The sequence below is a fragment of the uncultured Salinibacterium sp. genome (genome assembly GCF_963974405.1).
Lineage (GTDB): Bacteria > Actinomycetota > Actinomycetes > Actinomycetales > Microbacteriaceae > Rhodoglobus.
Genome location: NZ_CAXBBH010000001.1, coordinates 409,923 through 430,712 on the forward strand (window position 1 = coordinate 409,923; position 20,790 = coordinate 430,712).

Sequence of the window (20,790 nt, forward strand, 5' to 3'; positions counted from 1 at the left end):
GGGATGCAATCGCACATTAGCTGTTGGGGACGAGCGTGTACTTAGTAGAGAGGTACTCGTGGATGCCCTCCGAGCCGCCTTCGCGACCGATGCCGGACTGCTTGACACCACCGAAGGGGGCGGCCGCGTTGGAGAGTACGCCAACGTTGAGGCCCATCATTCCCGTGTCGAGGGCGTCAATCATCCGGTTTCCTCGAGCAAGGCTTTCGGTGAACACATACGAGACGAGACCATATTCGGTGTCGTTTGCGAGGCGCACGCCTTCAGCTTCGTCGGTGAATTCAACGATCGAGACAACCGGTCCGAAGATCTCTTCGCTCAGGATGTCGCTGTCGGCAGGAACGCCCGAAACGATCGTGGGCTCATAGAAGCTTCCATCGCCCTCGACACGCTTGCCACCGGAGACGAGAGTTGCGCCGCGCTTCACGGCATCCTGAACCAACTCGTCGGCCTTGTCGACGGCCTTGTCGTTGATGAGCGGGCCGATGTTGACACCATCTTCGGTGCCGCGACCGATCTTCATGTCGGCGACACGAGCGGCAACCTTGGCGGCGAATTCGGCCGCAACCGAGCTGTGCACGATGAAACGGTTGGCCGCGGTGCAGGCCTGACCGATGTTGCGGAACTTCGCGGCAATCGCGCCGTCGACCGCCTTGTCGAGGTCGGCGTCATCGAAGACAACGAACGGGGCGTTGCCGCCGAGTTCCATTGAGGTGCGCAGAACGTTTTCAGAGGCCTGCTTGATGAGTGCTTTGCCGACCGGAGTGGAGCCGGTGAACGAGAGCTTGCGCAGGCGAGAGTCGGCAATGATCGGCTCCGACACTTCAGACGAGCTCGACGTCGTCACCACGTTGAGCACGCCAGCGGGAAGGCCCGCCTCTTCGAAGAGCTTCGCCAGGAAGAGAGTCGTGAGCGGAGTGAGCGCTGCAGGCTTGACAACGACCGTGCAGCCGGCGGCCAGCGCGGGCGCAATCTTGCGGGTCGCCATCGCGAGGGGGAAGTTCCAGGGGGTGATCAAGAAGCACGGGCCAACCGGGCGTTGCGACACGATCATGCGACCCGTGCCCTCAGGGGTGTTGCCGAATCGACCCGAGATGCGCACGGCCTCTTCGCTGAACCAGCGCAAGAACTCGCCACCGTAGGTGACTTCACCGTTGGCTTCAGCGAGCGGCTTGCCCATCTCGAGCGTCATCAGCAGGGCGAGGTCATCGCGGTGCTCTTGCACGAGATCGAAAGTGCGACGCAGAATCTCGCCACGCTCACGAGCGGGCGTCGCGGCCCAGGAATCCTGAGCGGCCACTGCGGCGTCGAGGGCGCGCATGCCGTCTTCGGCCGAGGCATCCGAAATGGTGCGGATGACCTTGCCGGTAGCGGGGTCCGTCACGTCGAGTGTCTTGCTGCCCGATGCCGCTATCCACTGGCCGCCGATGAACAACTGGTTCGGTACTGCGTCGAGGAGCTGAGTTTCGGTGGAGTTCGTCATGCGGTGTACACCTTTCGTGGTGGGAAATCTGCGAGTCAGTCAAACAGCGCTAGCTGAGCTTCGGCTTGGCGCCGCGTGGGCGGGCACTGAGCGCGCGCCCAGTGCCCGCTGCCGGTGAACTAAGCCTTGGCGAGAGCATCGCGAACGACGTCGAGGCCGTCGGCGATGAGCTCGTCGGAGATCGAGAGCGGCGGGAGGAAGCGGATGACGTTTCCATAGGTTCCACAGGTCAGTACGACAACACCGGCGGCGTGCGCTGCAGCCGCGATCCGTCCGGTGAGGGCGGCGTCGGGTTCTTTCGTGGTGGGGTCGACGAGTTCCATGGCGATCATTCCGCCGCGGCCGCGAACGTCTCCGATGCGGGGGTCGCCGGCGCGGAGTCCGTTGAGGCGACCACGGAAGATGGTGCCGATTTCGCGGGCACGCTCGATGGCGCCCGACTCTTCGAAGGTGCGGATGGTGGCGAGCGCTGCGGCACAGGCGATCGGGTTTCCGCCGTAGGTTCCGCCGAGTCCGCCGACGTGAGCGGCATCCATGACATCGGCGCGGCCGGTCACTGCCGAGAGTGGAAGGCCGCCGGCGATGCCCTTGGCGGTCACCATGATGTCGGGAACGAGGTTCTCGTGGTTGGAAGCGAAGAGGTCTCCCGTGCGAGCGAAACCGGTCTGCACTTCGTCAGCGATGAAGATCACGTTGTTGGCGGTGGCCCACTCGCTGAGTGCCGGGAGGAATCCGGGGGCTGGTTCGATGAAGCCACCTTCGCCCTGAATGGGCTCGATGATGATCGCGGCGAGGTTGCTGGCGCCGACCTGCTTTTCGATCTGCAGGATGGCGCGGGCTGCGGCATCCTCGCCACTGATTCCGCCATCGCGGAACGGGTACGACATGGGGGCGCGGTAGATCTCCGACGCGAACGGGCCGAAGCCGCTCTTGTAGGGCATCGACTTGGCGGTGAGGCCCATCGTGAGGTTGGTGCGGCCGTGGTACGCGTGGTCGAAGGCAACAACGGCCTGCTTGCCGGTGAAGTAGCGGGCGATTTTGATGGCGTTCTCGACGGCTTCGGCGCCGGAGTTGAAGAGCGCGGTGCGCTTCTCGTGCGTGCCGGGGGTGATCTCGTTGAGCTTCTCGGCGACCTCGATGTAACTCTCGTAGCCGTTGATCATGAAGCACGTGTGGGTGAACTGGGCGACCTGCGCGGTGACGGCTTCGACAACGGCGGGCGCCGAGTTGCCGACACCGGTCACAGCGATGCCGGACCCAAAGTCGATGAGGGTGTTGCCGTCGACGTCGCGAAGCACGCCGCCACCGGCAGCTTCGACGAAGACGGGAAGAGTGATGCCGATTGCGGCGGCAACGGACTGCTTCTTGCGCTCAAGCAGTTCGAGCGAGCGCGGGCCGGGGATAGCGGTGACGAGGTCCCGCTTCTGCGGAAGCGAGGGGCCGCCGACCGGGGCCGTGGGAGCGAGGGAAGAAGTAGACATGGCCACCGGTATCCAATCTGTGTAGACGACCTGCGTGCTGTGAAAACGAGCCGCGTCGTGCAGAAAACGTTTGGTTCAACCTAGTGCGCGGATGCTCAACGCAACAGTCACAAAATGGCAGTCTTTGCGGCCAATGATGACAGAATGGCAGCAGGAGGATTGCCATGCCCACACCCCTCAGCGAGATCATCGCGACCGAGCGACTTGCCCTGCGCCCGCTCACCGACCGGGAGACCTTCGAACGCTCTGTCACCTGGGTGCACAACTCTGACCTCGACGACCCGACCCCCTTCGTGTCGGAGGGGCAGTTGCTGCTGACGACCGGGCGCCAGTTCGTTGACGGAGCCGACTCGGCGGCCACTCCCAACTTCGAAGCCTACGTCGCCCGACTCGTCAGCGCCGGGGTCGCCGCGATCGGATTCGGCACCGAAGTCATCACCCACGGAGTACCCGCCGGCCTCGTGGCGGCCTGCACCACCGCTGCCCTCCCGCTCTTCGAAGTGCCCTACCGCATTCCGTTCATCGCCATCAGTCGGCTCGTCGCCGACAACGAAGCCGAACAAGCCCGCGCCGGATTCGACCGCGCCCTCGCCGCTCAAAACGACATCGCTCGTGCCGCCGTCGGCAAAGGACGACTCGCTGCGGCCGCCACCGTTGCCGCCGAGCACCTCGGCTGCCGAGTGTGGATCTTCGACGCCGACGGCGAGCTCGTGAGCGAACCCGACACCGAGAAAAACGCGAAACGACTCGCGGATGCCGCCCCCGGCATCCGCGAGTCGGTCACCGAACTGCTGGCTCGGGCTCGTCGCGCACGCGTCGCCGACGACGCAGCGGACGAGCATCGCGTCGTGCAGACTCTCGGCTCAACAGGGAGGCTGTGTGGGGCCATCGCGTGGGTTCGCGACACCGAATTTGGGGCGCTGGATCGTTCGGTGATGACGGTATTGGCGGCGCTCGCCGAGGTGTCGCTCGAGCAGACCGAGAATCTGCGGGTGGGGCATCGGGCGATTCTGGAGCAGTTGTTTCAGCTGTTGAAGGATGGCCGGGTCGACAGTGTGCGGCGTGCGGTGCGGGTGGCGGGAATCGAGTTGCCGGCCGAGCGGTTTGCGGTGGCGGCGCTCGACCTGAGCGAGACGAGCGCGAGCGTGCGCGATGTGTTGGAGCGGCGGGCGGCGCGAGCAGACAGTCGCACTTTTGCGGTGGCGGATGGTCGGCATTTGCTTGTGCTGATTGATGCGAAGCAGCTTGCGGTGGAACGTCGGTTCTTTGGGGTGAGCGATCTCACGGTTGGGTTATCGGCTGAGGTTGGCTGGCCGGAGCTCACGGTCGCGATCACTCAGGCGGTTCGTTCGCTCGAGGCGGCGCCGCCTGAGACGGTCACCGAATTTGCGAGCCTCGTCGGAGAGAGTTTTTTCGGTCTGCTAGCCACGAGTTCGGTCGCCGATATTGCGCACGCTCGACTCGCGAGCGTGATCGAATCCACCCAAGGAATCGGGCTGCTGCGGTTCGCGCAAGTGTGGCTTCGGCACAACGGGCAGTGGGATCCTGCGGCGCGTGAGCTGGGCATCCATCGGCACGGTCTAAAGTCGCGGATGCAGCGGCTCTCCGAGCTCACCAATCTGAGCCTCGACACTTTCCAGGGCCGCGCCGAGTTGTGGGCAATGTTGGCCGCGATTGACCTTAGCGAAAAACCCTAACTTCCAATTTTTAGGTTTTCGCATGTAGCCTACGAACAATTCTCGGCGGCGTCGCCGGTCCTTTTCGAGCAGCGAGGAACCTCTCATGAAGACTTTTCAAGTGATCAATCCCTACACCGGCGAAGAGGGTCAAGCGCACCCTGCTGCGAGTGACGAAGTCATTGAGCAAATAGTCGCCGCAGCGCACTCCGAATACAACGGCGGAATGAACCGTGATCAGGTAAAAGAGCGCGCAGCGATCGTGACTCGCATTGCCGATTTGCTCGCTGAACGCGCCAACGAATTCGGCGAGATTATTGTGCGCGAAATGGGAAAGCCTTTGGCACAGGCAGTGGGCGAAGTTGAGTTCTCTGCTGACATTTTCCGCTACTTCGCCGACAACGCAGAAGAGTTCCTTGCCGATGAGCAGATTCCTGCCGGAGCTGGCACCGCTTGGATTCGCAAGAGCCCCATCGGACCCATCCTCGGCATCATGCCGTGGAACTTTCCGATCTACCAGATCGCTCGTTTCGCCGGCCCCAGCATCGTTCTCGGCAACCCCGTTTTGGTGAAGCCTGCGCAGCAGTGCCCCGAGTCGTCGGCGGCGCTCGAAGCGCTCATTCACGAAGCCGGTTTGCCAATCGGCGGCTACCAGAATGTGCTCGCCGACAACGACCAGATCGCTGCAATGATCGATGACCCGCGCATCCAGGGAGTCTCCCTTACGGGTTCCGAACGCGCCGGCGCAATCGTCGGTGCTGCGGCCGGGGCCAACCTCAAGAAGAGCGTTCTCGAATTGGGCGGCTCTGACCCGTTCATCCTCATGTCGACCGATGACATGGATGCCACCGTTGAGGCTGCCGTTGCCGCCCGCATCGACAACAATGGCCAGGCCTGCAACGGCGCCAAGCGTTTCGTCATCATCGACTCGCTCTACGAAGAATTCGCCGAGAAGTTCAGCGCCGCGATGGGGGCCATCACCGTGGGCGACCCCATGGAGGAGGGCACCGAGCTCGGCCCGATGTGTTCGCTCGCCGCCGCCAAGGGTCTCGAAGAGCAAGTCGCCGAGGCTGTTGCTGCTGGCGCTACCCTGCGTGTGGGAACCGGCAAGCGTGACGGCACCAAGTTTGCGCCTGCTGTGCTGGAAAACATCAGCCCCGAGAACCCCGCGTACATCACCGAATTCTTCGGGCCGGTTGCGCAACTGCACCGCGTCAGCAGTGAAGAAGAGGCCATCGTGCTCGCCAACGCGACGCCGTTCGGTCTCGGCTCGTACGTCTTCACGACGGATGCCGAGCAGGCCGATCGCCTCGCTGACGGCATCGACGCTGGCATGGTTTACATCAACGAGGTCGGGGCGGATGCTCCCGAGCTGCCTTTCGGTGGGGTCAAGAACTCTGGCACCGGTCGCGAGCTTGGCGCTCACGGCATTGACGAGTTCATGAACCGCAAGCTGGTCAAGCGCCCGTAACTCGCGCCGCGCTTCAGGGGACGAGCTACGGCTGCGTGTTTTCCGCGAGGGAACGCGTGCCCGTAGCTCGTCTTTTCTTTCCCACGGCGTCATAGCAGTCGGCGAGTTCGCTGGTGGCTCCCGCGAGCATTTCTGCGTCACCGCGCGCGTTTTTCACGACAGTTTTCAGTAGTTTGATGGCCTCTTTGTGGCGACCTTGCTCGGCGAGAACCTGAGCGGCGAAGCGCTCGATCGTGAGAGCACCGCTGGAGTCTTTGGCTGTGCGCAAGGCATTCGCGGCCTTGGTGGCCTGCTCGACGGCATCCTGAGGGTCACCGAGGATATGCAGGGCGCGAGCCTTGGCCGCAAGGGTTGCCGCCCACAGCCACGTTGCCTGATTCTGGTGGGTTTCCGCCGCCACTTCGTCGAAGATTGTGAGCGCAGAGCGGTCTCCGAGATGTGCCTGAGTCGTGCCGAGCGACTGCAAGACGTTCACATAGAGAGCTCCGTCACCCTCCGATTCACGCACGGCCGCGGCCGCTATCGTCAACGCTGCCCGGGCAGCTTCATGTTCGTCTCGCTGAGTGTGGATGGCTGCGGCGCTATGGCTGGCGCGGGCCAGATCGTCGAGAGCGCGAGCCTCGGTGTAGAGATTCGCGGCCATCGTCCAGACTTGAATCGCGGCATCCAGCTGATCGGTCGCTGCGAGGGAGTGCGCCATGAATTCGAGGCTTTCAGCGCGAATTTCAGGGGATGCACCGGTGGATGTTTCGTGGTTGTAGACCTCGGTGAGCATACCGATGGCCTCGGTATGGTTTTCTGTCGCCACGAGAGTGTTCGCGACCGCTTTGCGCGCTTCGCTGTTGTCGATTCCCATCTGATCAGCGATGGTCACCGCGTCTCGAAATCTCCCCAGAGCAATCGGCCGTTCTCGCGCATCGACCGCGATCCGACCGCTGAGGATAGTGGTTGAGTAGAGACGTTCAGTAACGTCGATTGCTTGGTAGAGATCGACCGCGCGGTTGACAGAGCGAAGAGCCTCGGCCGGTTTGTCTAGGCCGCTGAGAGCGAGGGCGTGAAACGTATGCGCTTCGGCCTGTTCCGTCCTGTTTCGCGCCGAGGCACGGAGCCTGTCTCCAAACTCCAGCATGCGCGCTGCGTCACCGGCGTCGTATGCGATTTGAACGAGAAAGCGTAGGGCGCGGAACTGGATCGAACCCGGATCTTCCGCGAGATCCGCTTGGAGGTACGCAAGTCCCGCGGAGGCATGGATGTTCTCGAGATCTCGGAACGATTGGCGCCACATCACCTCGGCGTGGGCGAGTAGGGTAATTGCGTGCAGCCGCGGAGGGAGGGCTGCCGATGCCTTTGACTCACGTTCGAGCGCCGCGAGGTCAAATGGTTCGGAACGGCCGAAAAGCGCCAACCCCATTCGGGCTTGGCTGTCGGCCTCGAGTGGTCGATCGAGCTCGAGCAGGAGGTCATGACGTTGCTGCGCAACTGTCTCGGCGGTTTCCGCTTGGCCCAACTGCACACAACACGCGGCAACGACGCCGAGAGCGGTGACGCGCGCCGATCCACTTGTCGCGAGCACTGCCTGGTTGGCGGCGCTGAGGGCAGGAACAAACTCTTCGGCCGTGAAGAGTTCTTCAGCACGAAGCAGCCACTGTTCGCCTTCGGTGGGAGCGTCGATATCAGAGAGAGCGAAGGCCATTCCCAAATTATCCCAGCCGCCGGGCGAATCGCACTCCCCGTCTTAGTGGGGCAGAACCGCGGTTAGAGTCAAACCTCAAGCAGTTCACCCGAGGGTGGTTCTCTGTGAGCGCACAGCATTTGCCTAGCCACGGGAGGACAAGCCGGTATAAACTTGAGTCGTCTTAACTCAAGTTTACGGAGGGTATGCAATGGCGAACATGCAGGGGGCCCCAAGCACTGACGAGGAGCAAAAAAGTGCCCTCGAGAAGTACGGGGTAAATCTCACAGAGATTGCCCGCAGCGGCAAACTCGACCCTGTGATCGGGCGTGACGCAGAGATTCGTCGAGTGAGCCAAGTGCTCACTCGGCGCACGAAAAACAACCCCGTTCTCATTGGTGAGCCTGGCGTGGGAAAGACCGCCGTTGTAGAGGGTCTCGCTCAGCGCATCATCGCCGGTGACGTTGCTGACTCCCTCAAAGATAAGCAGCTCATCTCCCTAGACCTCGCTGCTCTCGTTGCTGGCGCGAAGTACCGCGGTGAATTCGAAGAGCGCCTCAAAGCTGTACTCAAAGAGATCAAAGACTCCGACGGTGAGATCATCACCTTCATTGACGAACTGCACACCCTCATGGGCGCTGGTGGTGGCGACGGCTCGGTTGCGGCATCCAACATGCTCAAGCCGATGTTGGCGCGCGGTGAGTTGCGACTGATCGGTGCGACAACGCTTGATGAATACCGCCAATACATTGAGAAGGATGCCGCTCTCGAGCGCCGCTTTCAGCAAGTGTTCGTTGGCGAACCCTCGGTTGAAGACACCGTCGCGATTTTGCGCGGACTCAAGGAGCGCTACGAAGCGCACCACAAAGTAACCATTGCCGACTCCGCTCTCGTTGCTGCGGCTACTCTCAGCAACCGTTACATCTCGGGCCGCAAACTGCCAGACAAAGCAATTGACCTCGTTGATGAGGCCGCGAGTCACCTCAAGATGGAGATCGATTCGTCTCCCGTGGAGATTGACAAGCTCAAGCGAGCGGTTGATCGTCTCCGTATTGAAGAGCACGCGCTCAAGAAGGAGAAAGACGAAGCCTCCAAGGCGCGGCTGGCGAAGCTGCGCGAAGATCTTGGAGTGCAGAGCAAGCTGCTGAACGAACTCGAAGCTCGCTGGAAGCTTGAGAAGTCGAGCCTTACCGATGTCGGTGAGTTGAAAACTCGCCTGAACGACGCCCGTATTTCGTCAGAGCGAGCAATGCGCGATGGTGACTACCAAAAGGTGTCAAAGCTCGAGTACGAGACAATTCCCGCGATCATCGCGGCGCTCGAAAAGGCTGAAAGCAACGAGCCATCCGGACCGCGCATGGTCAACGACCAAGTGACCGAAGAAGACATTGCCTCCGTGGTGGCGGCATGGACGGGCATCCCTGTCGACCGGCTCACCGAGGGCGAGACCGAGAAGTTGCTGCACCTCGAAGCGGAACTCGGCAAGCGACTTATCGGCCAGAAAGATGCGGTACAGGCGGTGTCTGAAGCCGTGCGTCGCACGCGCGCCGGCATCTCTGACCCCGATCGACCGACGGGTTCGTTCTTGTTCCTCGGCCCGACTGGTGTGGGAAAAACAGAGCTCGCGAAGGCTCTGGCGCAGTATCTCTTCAATGATGAAAAAGCTCTCGTTCGCATCGACATGAGCGAATACGGCGAGAAGTTCTCCGTCTCACGCCTAGTCGGTGCCCCTCCTGGCTACATCGGTTTTGAGCAAGGCGGGCAGCTGACAGAGGCTGTGCGTCGGCGCCCCTATTCGGTGATCTTGCTCGATGAGGTCGAGAAGGCTCATCCAGAAGTCTTCGACATTCTCTTGCAAGTGCTCGATGACGGTCGACTTACCGATGGTCAAGGCCGCACGGTCGACTTCCGCAACGTGATTCTCGTTCTGACCAGCAACTTGGGCAGCCAGTTCATCACCGATCAAGAATTGCCGTGGGACGCTCGCAAATCCGCCGTTGACGACCTCGTACGCAAGTCATTCAAGCCTGAGTTCATTAACCGTCTCGACGACATTGTGGTCTTCCAGCCGCTCTCAACTGACGACCTCAGTCAGATCGTCGAACTCGACATTGATCGTCTCAGCAAGCGCCTCACTGATCGTCGACTGCAACTAGCGGTAACTCCGGATGCCCGCAGTTGGCTTGCCGAGCGCGGCTACGACCCGATCTATGGTGCGCGACCGCTGCGTCGACTCATGCAGCGCGAAATCGACGACAAACTTGCCAAGGCCCTGCTTGCGGGTCAGATTCGCGATGGAGATACCGTGCTGGTAGGTCTCGATAGTGCTGGTGACGGTCTTGAGGTTACGCAGGGCCCCGGAACCACCACGCCGTAGCGGCTAGAGGAACATCGGCCGATCGTCGTCGTTCTCGGTATCAATCGCCAGTTCGACGACGACCGGAACGTGGTCGCTTGGGCCATCGCCCTTGCGCTCTTCTCGATCAATGGATGCCTCGGTCACGAGTTCGTCGAAAGCGGGCGAACCCATCACGAAGTCGATGCGCATGCCCTCGTTGCGCGGGAACCGCAGGCGCTGGTAATCCCAGTAGGTGTAGCCCTCAATGTTCCGACTACGCAGAGCATCGATCATCCCGGCCTCTTCGAAGGCGCGGAAGGCAGCCCGCTCGGCGTCGCTCACGTGAGTCTTGCCCTCGAACGCCGCGATGTCCCAGACGTCGTGGTCGAAGGGGGCGATATTGAAGTCGCCCATCAGCGCCAGCGGCTGCTCGGGGTTCTCACTCATCCACTGGGCGGCCTGCGTCTTGAGGTTCGTGAGCCATTCGAGCTTGTAGGGGTAGTGGGGGTTGTCGAGCTCACGGCCGTTGGGCACGTACAGGCTCCACAGGCGCGCGCCCTCAACCGTGACGCCAATGGCGCGGGCTTCGATGGGCACGGTGCCGTCGTCGAGAGCCTTGCCGAAACCGGGCTGGGTATCGAAGCCGATCGTGACATCATCCATCGGGAGGCGGCTCGCGAACGCGACGCCGTTCCACTGGTTGAGCCCGTGGAGTTCTACCTCGTAGCCAGCCTCGGTGAAGGCGTCCATTGGGAACTGCTCCGGCTTGCACTTGATTTCTTGCATCGCGAGAACGTCAATATCTTCGCGAAGAAGCCAGTCGACGACGCGACCAACTCGGGTTCTGATGGAGTTCACGTTCCAGGTGGCAATGCGCATGGTTCAACGGTAATAGGTCTACCCCCAGATTGGGCGACGACAGCGTTGCACGCTGAACGTAGTGTCGAAATATGCACACGCGCGCTTTCGTAGACGACGAAGCGGAGCGGTGCACGAAAGAAGCGGAGTTGGCCGACCGCCTTGACCGCCGAAACGCTACCATCGTGGCGTTCTTAGGTTTCGTGGGTGTCGTTCTCACCGGTGCTTTGCTGATCGTGGGCGAGACGATCCTCTAAAGCACTCGCCACAGTGGGTATTCTGTACTCGTGACCGACGCCAAGCAGCAGCTCATTGAGCACATTTCCGCCGATGCCGTGTTCCACGGCGACTTCACTTTGACGAGCGGAAAGAAGGCCAGCTACTACGTCGACATGCGTCGCGTGAGCCTTGACCACCGTGTCGCACCTCTCATCGGTCAGGTCATGATTGACCTCATCGCTGAGATTCCCGACATTGTCGCTGTCGGCGGGATGACGATGGGGGCTGACCCGATTGCCTCGGCAATTCTTCACCAGGGTGCCATTCGCGGTCTCAGCTACGACGCTTTCGTCGTGCGCAAGGAGCCCAAGGACCATGGTCGCGGCCGTCAGGTCGAGGGCCCAGAACTTGAGGGCAAGCGCGTCATCGTTCTTGAAGACACGTCGACCACCGGTGGTTCACCCCTTGCCGCCATCGAAGCTCTCGAAAAGGTCGGCGCGATCATTGCCGGTGTCGCCGTCGTTGTCGATCGCGACACGGGCGCCAAAGAACGTATCGAGGCAGCAGGTTACCCGTACTTCTCGGCCATTGGGTTGGGTGAGTTGGGGCTGACTCCGTGACGTCGGGAGACAAATTTTCGGATGCCGATGACGGCACCAAACCTCCACAGTCCTTCTTCAACTGGGGACTGAAGCCGAGCGAGCCCGAGGAGCCTGCCGCTGCGCAGCCCGCTGCGACACCGCCTGCCGCTGCACCGGTAAACCCTGAGCTGCCGGGTCTGCTCAAGCTTCCGCCTGCGATCGAGTTGCCCGCCGCTGAAACGCCTGCAGTTGAGCCGCCCGCAACAGAAGCGATGAACATTGCCGACCTGCCCACCGGGGCAATGGATGTCGCGGACCTCCCCACCGCGGCCATGGACTTCCCCACGCGACGCCAGAGCTACCTTCCGGCCGCTATCGACCCTGCGCTCGAGGGCGCGACAGAGGTCTTGAGCGCCCAGTCGCTCGCGGGAATCTCCGCGGAAGCAGAGTCTGTTGACCATGACTCGGTTGACGACATCTTTGGCGAAGACAAATTTGTCGAGTACGACGATCAGGGTCTCACCCCGCAATCATCGACCGTCGTCGTACGGCAGCGAGTTACTGCGCCCCCACGGCCCCCGATTCCGCGCGGTCAGATGATCGCCCTGTCGATTGCCGGTGGCCTCGTTGCCGCCCTCGCCTTGGTTGCCCTGTTCCTGCTCGGCACTCGGATCGGCCAGACTGCCGCGCCAGTCGCCGCCGCTTCGGCGACGCCAACGCCCACTGCCACCGCGGAGGTTCCTGTCGTTGGTCCGGTCGCTCCCGGCACTTACCAGTGGAATGAGCTTGCGGGCGGCGAATGCCTTGAGCCCTTCGCGTCCGCATGGGAGCAGGAGTACACCGTTATCGAGTGTGCGAAACCTCATGCAGCCCAGTTGTTGACGATCGGGCAATTTGAGGATGAGGCATCCGAGCCCTATCCGGATGCCGAACAGCTCGCATCCCGCACGGCGAAGGCCTGCTCGACCGATGCCGTCATCGACTTTGCGGCAGCGAGATCAGTCGCTGATCTTGAAGTTGTGACAAACTTCCCCGCGACAGCGGACGAGTGGGATGCCGGAAACCGCGACTACTACTGCTTCGCGACGCGAGCCGGCGATGATGCCCTCACGGCATCAGTCGCCCAGCCGCAAAAGCCCGCGAACTAGTTGAGCAGGTCAGCGACGCTGTCGAGAACTTCGTTCGGACGGAACGGGTAGCGGTCGATTTCCTTCTGATCGCTGATTCCGGTGAGAACCAAGACAGTGTGCAGTCCGGCTTCGATGCCGGCAACAATGTCGGTGTCCATGCGGTCACCGATCATGCCGGTTGTCTCGCTGTGGGCACCAATCTTGTTGAGCGCCGAGCGGAACATCATCGGATTGGGCTTGCCCACGATGTACGGCTCGCGACCGGTGGCCTTGGTGATGAGGGCCGCGACGGCACCCGTAGCGGGCAGGGGTCCGTCAGCACTCGGGCCCGTGGCATCCGGGTTGGTCACAATGAAGCGGCTGCCGTTGCCAATGAGGCGGATGGCCTTGGTGATCGCTTCGAACGAATAGTTGCGGGTTTCGCCAATGACGACGTAGTCGGGGTTGGTTTCGGTCATGATGAAACCGGCCTCGTGGAGGGCGGTTGTGATGCCCGCCTCACCGATGACGAAGGCGCTGCCGCCGGGAATCTGCTCTTTCAAGAAGTCGGCTGTGGCCAGAGCGGAGGTCCAGATGGCCGACTCGGGCACGTCGAGACCTGATGCTTTGAGGCGTGCGCTGAGGTCGCGCGGCGTGAAGATCGAGTTATTGGTGAGCACCAGGTAGGGCTTCTCCTCGTCACGCCACTGCTGCAGGAGTTCGGAAGCACCGGGTACGGGGTGGTTTTCATGAACGAGCACGCCGTCCATGTCGGTGAGCCAGCACTCGATTTCGTCGCGATTTCTCATGGGCTCACTTTAGCGAACGCAGTCTGGGATGACAGCCGACCGGTAATAATTTCGACCGCGGCGGGGTTTTGTTCCACAAGCACGACGCGTCGTTTGAGGGCCTGCGCAACCGCTCCTGTTGTTCCGCTGCCCGCAAAGAAGTCGAGTACCCAGTCTCCGGGCTGACTGGATGCCTGAATAATGCGCCGCAGAATTCCTTCCGGTTTCTGGGTGGCATAGCCGGTCTTTTCTTTGCCGGTGGGGGAGACGATGGTGTGCCACCAGACATCCGTGGGCAGCTTGCCGCGCGCTGCTTTCTCGGGCGTCACCAGACCGGGAGCCATATAGGGCTCGCGATCGACTTCTTCATTGTTGAAGTAGTAGTTCTTGGGGTTCTTGACGTAAACCAGAATCGTGTCGTGCTTCGATGGCCACTTTTTGGTGGCGCGAGCGCCATAGTCGTAGGCCCAGATGATTTCGTTGAGAAAGCTGTCGCGGCCAAATAGGGCATCGAGGGCAACTTTGGCGTAGTGCACCTCTCGGTAGTCGAGGTGGAGGTAGAGGGTGCCTCGGTCGTCGAGTAGCCGCCATGCTTCCTGCAGCCGGGGTTCGAGAAACTCCCAATAGTCGGCGAAAGTGTCGTCGTAGGAGTACAAGATTCCCTTGATGGTGTCGTAGCTATTGCCGCCGAATCCCACCCGAGTGCCTTCGGCCGACCGTTGGGTGGTCAGCGCCTGGCGACGCTGAGTGCGCCCCGTGTTGAACGGCGGGTCGATGTAGATCAGTCGAAAGCTCTCGTCGGGGAGAGCACTGATGATGGGAAGGTTATCCCCATGCACCACAAGGTCGGGGCCATCGGGAGTCCAGTGCTGGTGCATTCCTTGAGATTAACAGTCCACGCTCTGCTGTGTTGCGCCTAGCCCGAAAGGTACATCAGCGTGGTGCGTGGCGACTATCGTGGAATGGTGACTGAACCGAACCCCAGCGTCGAGCTGTCGACCAACGGGGTGGGGCCGTGGCAGGGCGAATGGCCCACCGAACCCCACTACGACCCCGTGCTGCTCGAACGCGGCGATACCCGCAACGTTATTGACCGGTATCGCTACTGGAACATGGAAGCGATCGTCGCCGATCTCGACGTGACGCGGCATCCATTCCACGTGGCCATCGAGAACTGGCAGCACGACATGAACATCGGTTCCATCGTGCGCAGCGCCAACGCGTTCGGTGCCGACACCGTACACATCATTGGGCGGCGGCGCTGGAACAAACGCGGCGCCATGGTCACTGACCGTTACCAGCACGTGCTGCATCATCCGGATGTCGCGGCCTTCGTCGAGTGGACTGAAGCCAACGAGTTGCCGATCATTGCGATCGATAACGTGCCCGGCAGCGTCATTATCGAAACTTTTGACATACCGAAGCGCTGCGTGCTGCTTTTCGGTCAAGAAGGCCCCGGGCTGTCGCCCGAAGCGATCGACGCCGCGACGGATGTGGTGGAGATCAGCCAGTTCGGTTCGACCCGGTCTATTAATGCTTCCGCCGCGGCCGCTGTAGCGATGCACAATTGGATAACCCAGCACGTTAGCTTCACGAAGTAGGGAACAATGACACAGCCCGCGAAAGTGACCATCATCGGCGCCGGAATCGTGGGGCTGTGCACGGCCTGGTTTTTGCAGGAGCGTGGCGTAGAAGTCACGGTTCTCGACCGCACGGGTGTCGCTGCTGGTGCTTCGCTCGGTAACGCCGGCTGGGTTGCTCCCGCACTGACGCTTCCGCTGCCGGAGCCGTCGATCTTCAAGGTCGGCATCAAGGCAGTTATCGACCCCACCTCGCCCGTGTACGTACCGGTCGCGGCCAACTCGACCCTGTTGCGCTTTCTCGCCGGTTTCGCCCGCCACTCGACGCCCAAAATGTGGCGGCGCAACATGGTCACCTTCGCCGAGATCAATAAGTGGAGTCTTGAATCCTTCGACCGCATGGAAGACGGTGGAGTCTCCGCAGCTCTCAAACATGCCGAGCCATTCCTCGCGGCCTTTGTGAGCGAGCATGATCGCGAGACGATCACTCACGAGTTCGACGAAGTTGCCGCCGGTGGCGGCCACGTGAGCTTCGCGAAGATCACTGGTGACGAACTGCGAGAGTTCGAGCCGAGCGTGTCGAAGCTCGTGACGCATGGGCTGCGCGTGGATGGTCAGCGCTTCATCAACCCGCCCTCGTTCATGCAGGTGCTTGCGGCATCCGTGCGCGCCCGCGGCGGAACGATCGTTGAGGGGGCGAAGGCGACGGGCATCCGAGATCTGGGTGCCGCCGGCATCGCTGTCGATGTTGAGGGTCAGAACGCCGTGCTCAGCAACGAGGTCGTTATCGCCACGGGAACCTGGCTCGGCGACCTCGCTCGCCAATTCGGTGTGCGCCAAGTGGTGCAGTCGGGTCGCGGCTACAGCTTCAGTGTGAAGCCGCCCGTGATTCCCACGCACCCGATCTACTTGCCCGCCCAACGAGTTGCCTGCACTCCTCTCGGGGATCGGCTGCGCGTGGGAGGCATGATGGAGTTCCGCTCGGCCGAAGCTCCTGCCGACTCTCGCCGCATCCAAACCATCGTCAACGCGGCGAGCCCCATGTTCGACGGAGTCGACTGGGAAGCCCGCGACGAAGAATGGGTCGGCTCGCGCCCCTGCACGCCCGACGGGCTTCCGCTCGTGGGCGCCACGCGCTCGCCGCGAGTGCACGTTGCTGGCGGTCACGGAATGTGGGGAGTCACGCTCGGTCCCTTGACGGGGCGGATGCTCGCCGACTCCATAACGGGTGGCGACAAGCATCCGCTGCTCACCGCCTTCGACCCGCTGCGTTAATCGCTGGAGGCGTCGCGTGACGCTCCCACGAATGTTGAGTCCAAACTGCGTGTCTTCGAAGGCTCCTGTTCGACGTCATGCCACCATGGGCCAGTGAGCGCCCCTGACATAACTGCGGAAATGATGGATAGATTCCGGAATTCCGGGGCAGACGTCCACACAACAATCTTGCTTGGGGCTGGTGCTTCTACGACCTCAGGGTTGCCTGATTGGGACACCTTCGCGACTCGTCTTCTTCTTCAAAGCCGATCGGTACTCGAAGAGGAAACAGCGAAGCTTCTCCTTTCGCGTCAGGACCCACTAATCGTTGTCGAAGCTGCGCGTGTGGCCTTTGGTAAAAAGTGGGAGCCCAAGCTTCGTAACGCGCTGTATGACGGCGTGTCATCTTTGGACCCATCGCCGCTGCATCTGGCGGCAGTTGGACATTTTCTTGCGGGCAAAGGTGAGGACTCAAGCTTGGTCACTCTTAACTTTGACACCTTGCTAGAGGAGGCGATCCAGGGAGAAATGGGCTGCGAAGCAATTGCTGTAGTTGACGCTGAGCCTCACGACAGTGCGCACGCCGTTCACCACCTTCACGGCGTGATCACGCCGACCCGGACTGAGAGCGTGATTTTGACGTTATCTGACTTCACCTCCCTGATCGCGGCCAGTGATTCTTGGCAATCCGAGTACTTTCGGTCTGCACTCTCTCGCGGAGCGCTGGTTATCGCGGGCACGTCATATCGTGACCCAGACGTCCGGCAATGGCTTCATGCTGCGGTGCACGAACATCGCGCAGAAAACTCAGCCTTTGTGTTGCTAGCGCGCGAAGGTTTTGCTGTGTCGAAGGAGGACTTCAAGCGCATTGAAATCGCCTTGAGCGACCAATGGAAAGCGGTCGGTCTGACGCCGGTACTGCTTCAGGATCACTCAGACGCAGCGCAGATAATCAGAGAGCTTCGTCACTTTCATGGCGATGACTATCAGTCGCCTCAAGAGCGGGCGGTCGAAGTTTGGCATCGACATTCTAGAGATTTCGATGAGTTGCAACTCAAATATGTCGAGCGTCTTGAAGTCGGTGCGGCCACGATGAAGGAGGCGCTCGACGTCATGAAGCTAAATTTGACACTTTGGCTTTCAGACGGTGAAGGCAGGCTCGCACGATGGGCAGCCCAAGATCGACTCTATCGAGATTTCGACGCACTTCGAACGGTGGAAACCGGGCATGATAGCCCGTGGATTGCGGGTCGTGCTCTTGGCGCCGATGCGCTCCTGTTCCAGGACCTCGACCATGACGGGACGAAACAATGGAAGTCTGTGCTTGCGATTCCTGTCCCAGTCCGACACCCGAATTTCCCGACGCTTTCGAGTGCAGTCCTTACGATTGGATTGCCGGACTCTGCCAGCCGGTTCGAGAGTTCAAACCTTACTTGGGGTCCGCCGTTGGCCGAACTGGCCGATGAGCTTGGGAGTCTTCTCTCCTCTGTTGCATTTGGAGAGAGCAACATAGAATAAACACGCGATCACGAAAGGGGAAGTTGTGGCTAAGAAGAATTCAACAAGTTCCTATCAGAGCCTAGGCGACGGCGTTTACCGAGTTGCGGGTACGGTGCAGCGGAGTGCTGTCACAGGGCGTTACGTAACAGGCGGATCGTCAAAGGTCCGGCCAGATGCGGTCAAAGTGGAGGCTCGAAAACTGCCGAGTGCGCCCCCTGCCCATAAGCGGTAACGTCTTAGGCCTCTCTTTGCTGCTGGTTTAGAGCGGTCATCGTCCTCCTGTGCTCTAGCGGGGCAATTCTGGTGGGGTTGATCAGTATCAGGCCCTCGCTCTGGCCCGGAGGCTTGTACGTATATCGTCAGTTCGAATTCCAAGCTGGCTAAGCTGCTGGCGCATTTGTCTGAAGACCGGCGCACTTCCAGCCGGGTCGGAAATGGTGAGAACCGCAGCAAACTCAACGCCTTGAGCGGGCATTGCCTCGTCTGCTCGTGTGAGATAGTTCACGGCGAACTTCCAAGTGGAGCTAGGCCCCCTGCCGGTCAGGCGAGCTTCATACGATTTGGTCGTTTGCCACTTCAGGGATTCGTTGATTAGATCCCGTTCGGCGCGCGGCTGTCCTGTCGGGGCCTTAGGCGTGTTTACGGCATGAACACGATTCTCGAATCCGCCCGTCTTGGTTTGCTGCATAAGTTTCGCGCCGATGTTAACTCGCACTCGTTCATCACCGTGTTCGTAGGCGAGTTGAGGTCGTGCCACAAGGGTCAGCTTCGCGTACCCTCTGCACTTTCCGTGCGTGACGAGAGACGCCGGCCATGCGAACGTCAGGGTAGCTTGTTCACCGGGTTGGAGGACACTGTCGAATACAAGTGTAATTTCGGAGTCGTCGCTTTGAAGCATCTCTTCTGCTTCTCGTGGGACACCGTAGCCGACCAAATGGCGAGCCAGAGGCAAAACCTGCCGTTGGGCGTAAAGCTCGGGGACACGTGCGTGGTGGCTCAACATCGCAAGTAGAACCTCGCGCGAGACATCACCTTCGATCAATGAATCTAGATCGGCGAGCTGGCGCGCTACTAGCGGAGCCGCATAGCTTGTTCCTGCGTCAGTCACGGCGTTTCCGTTTACATCGATTGAGAAGAGCCCACTGCCATCGACGCCGGATGGGGTTCCTGATCCTCCGATGTGAGCGAAGTCTGGTTTAAGAGCCCCTCTTAGACCGGGGCCTCGGCGGCTGTACCGAGCAAGTGCAAATGGAACTTGATCAATCAAGCCCGGTGGGTTCAGTGCTGACACGGAGGCGTTGAAAAGACTCTCACCTGGTTCCGCTACGGTGCCATTGGTGTCCGCAACTAGGGCGGCGATCGCCGCGCTGGTATCCGAGGACCACTCGGGGCGCTCAAGTAGGGGCGGTAGGTTGCCGGCGGAAATGACCAAAATCACGTCGTGGCGTGCAGCGATCTGATCCAGCCGCATGGCTGTATAACCGTATTTCGCACGGTCCCCAGGGGTTTGAAAGTTTAGGCTGAAGTTAAAGACACGAACCCTGTGTCGGCTTCGCAAATCCGAGACTGCGGCTTCAACTTCGTCTAGAAACTCGGGGATCCCTCCGGGATAGTAGGCGTCGAATGGAATTCCAGTTTCGCCAGGATCTGCAGGCAAAACATCGACGTCATAGACCCGGCAACCGTGGGGTTGTTTCGAAAGATGCGGGTTCAGGGAGCCTGCCGCAACCAGCAACCCGGAGATGAATGTCCCGTGCGTTAAGTCGCGGTCTGTGGGCGCGAGTTGCCCCCAGCGGCCTTCTAACCAGCCACCGATTGCATCACCGACTCCTCCGTCGATAACACCGACTATCGATGGCGTATCGTCGGACGTCCGCTCGAAAATCTGATCCGGAACGCGAGAGCCTAAAGGAATGGGAACTCCTGCGGCTTGCTGCACGATTGGCGGCAGCAGGACGCGACGCACGAGAGGATGTTTGCATAGACTTTCCAACACGCGCTGGTGAAAGACGTCGTCCCGAAGCGCGACGTCAGGTGACTGCCGTAGTTCGTTTTTTCGGGGGGCCGGTTCAGCTTGTGAGCTGATTGCAACTCTGCTTCGGCTCCCAGGAGGCAACGGCTTCAGTGAGAGGGTCGGAGTCCCCTCGCTGGCCAGCCTCTCGACTTCGACACTGAAGGTGCTCAGTTCCCGCTCAAGGGATCGGAGCGCGGTTGTTTCGACGGATGCAAGTTCAGGATTTGAGGAAGCTGTAGCGATGGGGAACAGCTCGAAAAAGTAGCGGTGTCCAGTTCCTGCCCTAGCCAGCCATTCGGCTCCTTCAGCTGCGCTGAAGGAGCGCTTATTCTCGTCGATCCAAAGATGAAGCGAATCGATAGCGGACACCTCACATCGATATCTGGAGGGGTTAGGTGCTATTTCCCCGGTCCTGGTGTCTAGCTTGCCGATGACATCGATCTCTGCCTTTAGGACGGAGGAGAGGACCTTGCGCAGGCTGGCCGGGGTCGCGGCGTAGATCGGCTCGCCGATTCCTGCGGTTGCAACGTGAGGCGTGAGGGATGGGCGAAACAATCGTTGCTGAGGGCGATGGCTTTTTGCGATCGCATTGGGTGCCATGGCGACTCTTATATAGCCGAGCGCTCCACTATCGGGATTCTTCTCAATCGCGGACAAGATCGACTTCAGGGCTGCGGCGACTTCTGTTTGGTGTTTCGCAAAGGCCTGTGGTCGTGACGCAAAGAAATCAGTGCCGTTTCCATTCGGTGTGACTCTATCTCGTGGC

Annotated in this window: 16 protein-coding genes; 9 read left to right on the forward strand and 7 right to left on the reverse strand. The window is 60.8% G+C overall.

Features of this window, described 5'->3' with window-relative positions; genetic code table 11:
• Positions 1-16: 16 nt before the first annotated feature.
• Entirely contained in the window at positions 17-1,483 is a 1,467-nt protein-coding gene (locus AACZ26_RS02005; protein ID WP_339618711.1) for an NAD-dependent succinate-semialdehyde dehydrogenase, read from the reverse strand.
• A gap of 119 nt (positions 1,484-1,602) precedes the next feature.
• Positions 1,603-2,964, reverse strand: coding sequence for a 4-aminobutyrate--2-oxoglutarate transaminase (gabT, locus tag AACZ26_RS02010; RefSeq protein WP_339618713.1), 1,362 nt, complete (start codon positions 2,962-2,964; stop codon positions 1,603-1,605).
• Positions 2,965-3,128: 164 nt separating this feature from the next.
• Between gabT and AACZ26_RS02015 the strand changes: the two genes are divergently transcribed.
• Together AACZ26_RS02015 and AACZ26_RS02020 are read left to right on the forward strand one after the other, a co-directional pair.
• Positions 3,129-4,661 (forward strand): PucR family transcriptional regulator, encoded by a 1,533-nt coding sequence (locus AACZ26_RS02015; protein WP_339618715.1) that lies wholly within the window; start codon positions 3,129-3,131, stop codon positions 4,659-4,661.
• 85 nt (positions 4,662-4,746) lie between these two features.
• Positions 4,747-6,111 carry an NAD-dependent succinate-semialdehyde dehydrogenase gene (locus AACZ26_RS02020; RefSeq protein WP_339618716.1) on the forward strand — a complete coding sequence of 455 codons (1,365 nt, stop codon included), beginning with the start codon at positions 4,747-4,749 and terminating at the stop codon, positions 6,109-6,111.
• A gap of 25 nt (positions 6,112-6,136) precedes the next feature.
• Here AACZ26_RS02020 and AACZ26_RS02025 read toward each other — a convergent pair whose 3' ends face one another.
• Positions 6,137-7,804: a hypothetical protein gene (locus AACZ26_RS02025; RefSeq protein WP_339618717.1), complete on the reverse strand. Its 1,668-nt coding sequence runs from the start codon at positions 7,802-7,804 to the stop codon at positions 6,137-6,139.
• Between the two features lie 190 nt (positions 7,805-7,994).
• Here AACZ26_RS02025 and AACZ26_RS02030 point away from each other — a divergent pair, with 190 nt between their 5' ends.
• Positions 7,995-10,160: an AAA family ATPase gene (locus tag AACZ26_RS02030; protein WP_339618721.1), complete on the forward strand. Its 2,166-nt coding sequence runs from the start codon at positions 7,995-7,997 to the stop codon at positions 10,158-10,160.
• Positions 10,161-10,163: 3 nt separating this feature from the next.
• Here AACZ26_RS02030 and AACZ26_RS02035 read toward each other — a convergent pair whose 3' ends face one another.
• Positions 10,164-11,000: an exodeoxyribonuclease III gene (locus AACZ26_RS02035; RefSeq protein ID WP_339618722.1), complete on the reverse strand. Its 837-nt coding sequence runs from the start codon at positions 10,998-11,000 to the stop codon at positions 10,164-10,166.
• Between the two features lie 71 nt (positions 11,001-11,071).
• On the opposite strand from AACZ26_RS02035, the gene AACZ26_RS02040 reads away from it, so the two are divergent.
• From AACZ26_RS02040 to AACZ26_RS02050, 3 genes are read left to right on the forward strand one after another with little or no spacing between them, the layout of a single operon-like run.
• Complete coding sequence (locus AACZ26_RS02040) at positions 11,072-11,236, forward strand: hypothetical protein (protein WP_339618723.1); 165 nt, start codon at positions 11,072-11,074, stop codon at positions 11,234-11,236.
• Positions 11,237-11,266: 30 nt separating this feature from the next.
• Positions 11,267-11,818 (forward strand): orotate phosphoribosyltransferase, encoded by a 552-nt coding sequence (pyrE, locus tag AACZ26_RS02045; protein WP_339618724.1) that lies wholly within the window; start codon positions 11,267-11,269, stop codon positions 11,816-11,818.
• On the forward strand, positions 11,815-12,927 hold the full coding sequence (locus tag AACZ26_RS02050) for a septum formation family protein (protein ID WP_339618725.1): 1,113 nt from the start codon (positions 11,815-11,817) through the stop codon (positions 12,925-12,927). The genes pyrE and AACZ26_RS02050 overlap by 4 nt, the downstream gene beginning before the upstream one ends.
• On the opposite strand, the gene AACZ26_RS02055 is transcribed toward AACZ26_RS02050, so the two are convergent.
• A complete protein-coding gene (locus AACZ26_RS02055) occupies positions 12,924-13,697 on the reverse strand; it encodes an HAD-IIA family hydrolase (RefSeq protein ID WP_339618726.1) in 774 nt (257 codons plus the stop codon). The genes AACZ26_RS02050 and AACZ26_RS02055 overlap by 4 nt on opposite strands.
• Positions 13,694-14,554, reverse strand: a complete 861-nt coding sequence (locus AACZ26_RS02060; protein ID WP_339618728.1) for a site-specific DNA-methyltransferase — start codon at positions 14,552-14,554, stop codon at positions 13,694-13,696. The genes AACZ26_RS02055 and AACZ26_RS02060 overlap by 4 nt, the downstream gene beginning before the upstream one ends.
• Positions 14,555-14,638: 84 nt before the next feature.
• On the opposite strand from AACZ26_RS02060, the gene AACZ26_RS02065 reads away from it, so the two are divergent.
• From AACZ26_RS02065 to AACZ26_RS02075, 3 genes are all read left to right on the forward strand, one after another.
• Positions 14,639-15,277, forward strand: coding sequence for a TrmH family RNA methyltransferase (locus AACZ26_RS02065; protein ID WP_339618729.1), 639 nt, complete (start codon positions 14,639-14,641; stop codon positions 15,275-15,277).
• 6 nt (positions 15,278-15,283) lie between these two features.
• Entirely contained in the window at positions 15,284-16,531 is a 1,248-nt protein-coding gene (locus AACZ26_RS02070; protein WP_339618730.1) for an FAD-dependent oxidoreductase, read from the forward strand.
• Positions 16,532-16,624: 93 nt separating this feature from the next.
• Positions 16,625-18,028: an SIR2 family protein gene (locus tag AACZ26_RS02075; protein ID WP_339618731.1), complete on the forward strand. Its 1,404-nt coding sequence runs from the start codon at positions 16,625-16,627 to the stop codon at positions 18,026-18,028.
• Between the two features lie 301 nt (positions 18,029-18,329).
• On the opposite strand, the gene AACZ26_RS02080 is transcribed toward AACZ26_RS02075, so the two are convergent.
• Positions 18,330-20,624 carry a S8 family peptidase gene (locus tag AACZ26_RS02080; protein ID WP_339618732.1) on the reverse strand — a complete coding sequence of 765 codons (2,295 nt, stop codon included), beginning with the start codon at positions 20,622-20,624 and terminating at the stop codon, positions 18,330-18,332.
• Between the last annotated feature and the right edge of the window lie 166 nt (positions 20,625-20,790).

Coding starts and splice junctions, on each gene's coding strand:
- gabT (WP_339618713.1), bottom strand. CDS start 2,964: ATGTCTACTTCTTCCCTCGCTCCCACGGCCCCGGTCGGCGGCCCCTCG.
- AACZ26_RS02055 (WP_339618726.1), bottom strand. CDS start 13,697: ATGAGAAATCGCGACGAAATCGAGTGCTGGCTCACCGACATGGACGGC.
- AACZ26_RS02030 (WP_339618721.1), top strand. CDS start 7,995: ATGGCGAACATGCAGGGGGCCCCAAGCACTGACGAGGAGCAAAAAAGT.
- AACZ26_RS02080 (WP_339618732.1), bottom strand. CDS start 20,624: ATGGCACCCAATGCGATCGCAAAAAGCCATCGCCCTCAGCAACGATTG.
- AACZ26_RS02065 (WP_339618729.1), top strand. CDS start 14,639: ATGGTGACTGAACCGAACCCCAGCGTCGAGCTGTCGACCAACGGGGTG.
- AACZ26_RS02020 (WP_339618716.1), top strand. CDS start 4,747: ATGAAGACTTTTCAAGTGATCAATCCCTACACCGGCGAAGAGGGTCAA.
- AACZ26_RS02005 (WP_339618711.1), bottom strand. CDS start 1,483: ATGACGAACTCCACCGAAACTCAGCTCCTCGACGCAGTACCGAACCAG.
- AACZ26_RS02015 (WP_339618715.1), top strand. CDS start 3,129: ATGCCCACACCCCTCAGCGAGATCATCGCGACCGAGCGACTTGCCCTG.
- AACZ26_RS02070 (WP_339618730.1), top strand. CDS start 15,284: ATGACACAGCCCGCGAAAGTGACCATCATCGGCGCCGGAATCGTGGGG.
- AACZ26_RS02025 (WP_339618717.1), bottom strand. CDS start 7,804: ATGGCCTTCGCTCTCTCTGATATCGACGCTCCCACCGAAGGCGAACAG.
- AACZ26_RS02060 (WP_339618728.1), bottom strand. CDS start 14,554: ATGCACCAGCACTGGACTCCCGATGGCCCCGACCTTGTGGTGCATGGG.
- AACZ26_RS02035 (WP_339618722.1), bottom strand. CDS start 11,000: ATGCGCATTGCCACCTGGAACGTGAACTCCATCAGAACCCGAGTTGGT.
- AACZ26_RS02040 (WP_339618723.1), top strand. CDS start 11,072: ATGCACACGCGCGCTTTCGTAGACGACGAAGCGGAGCGGTGCACGAAA.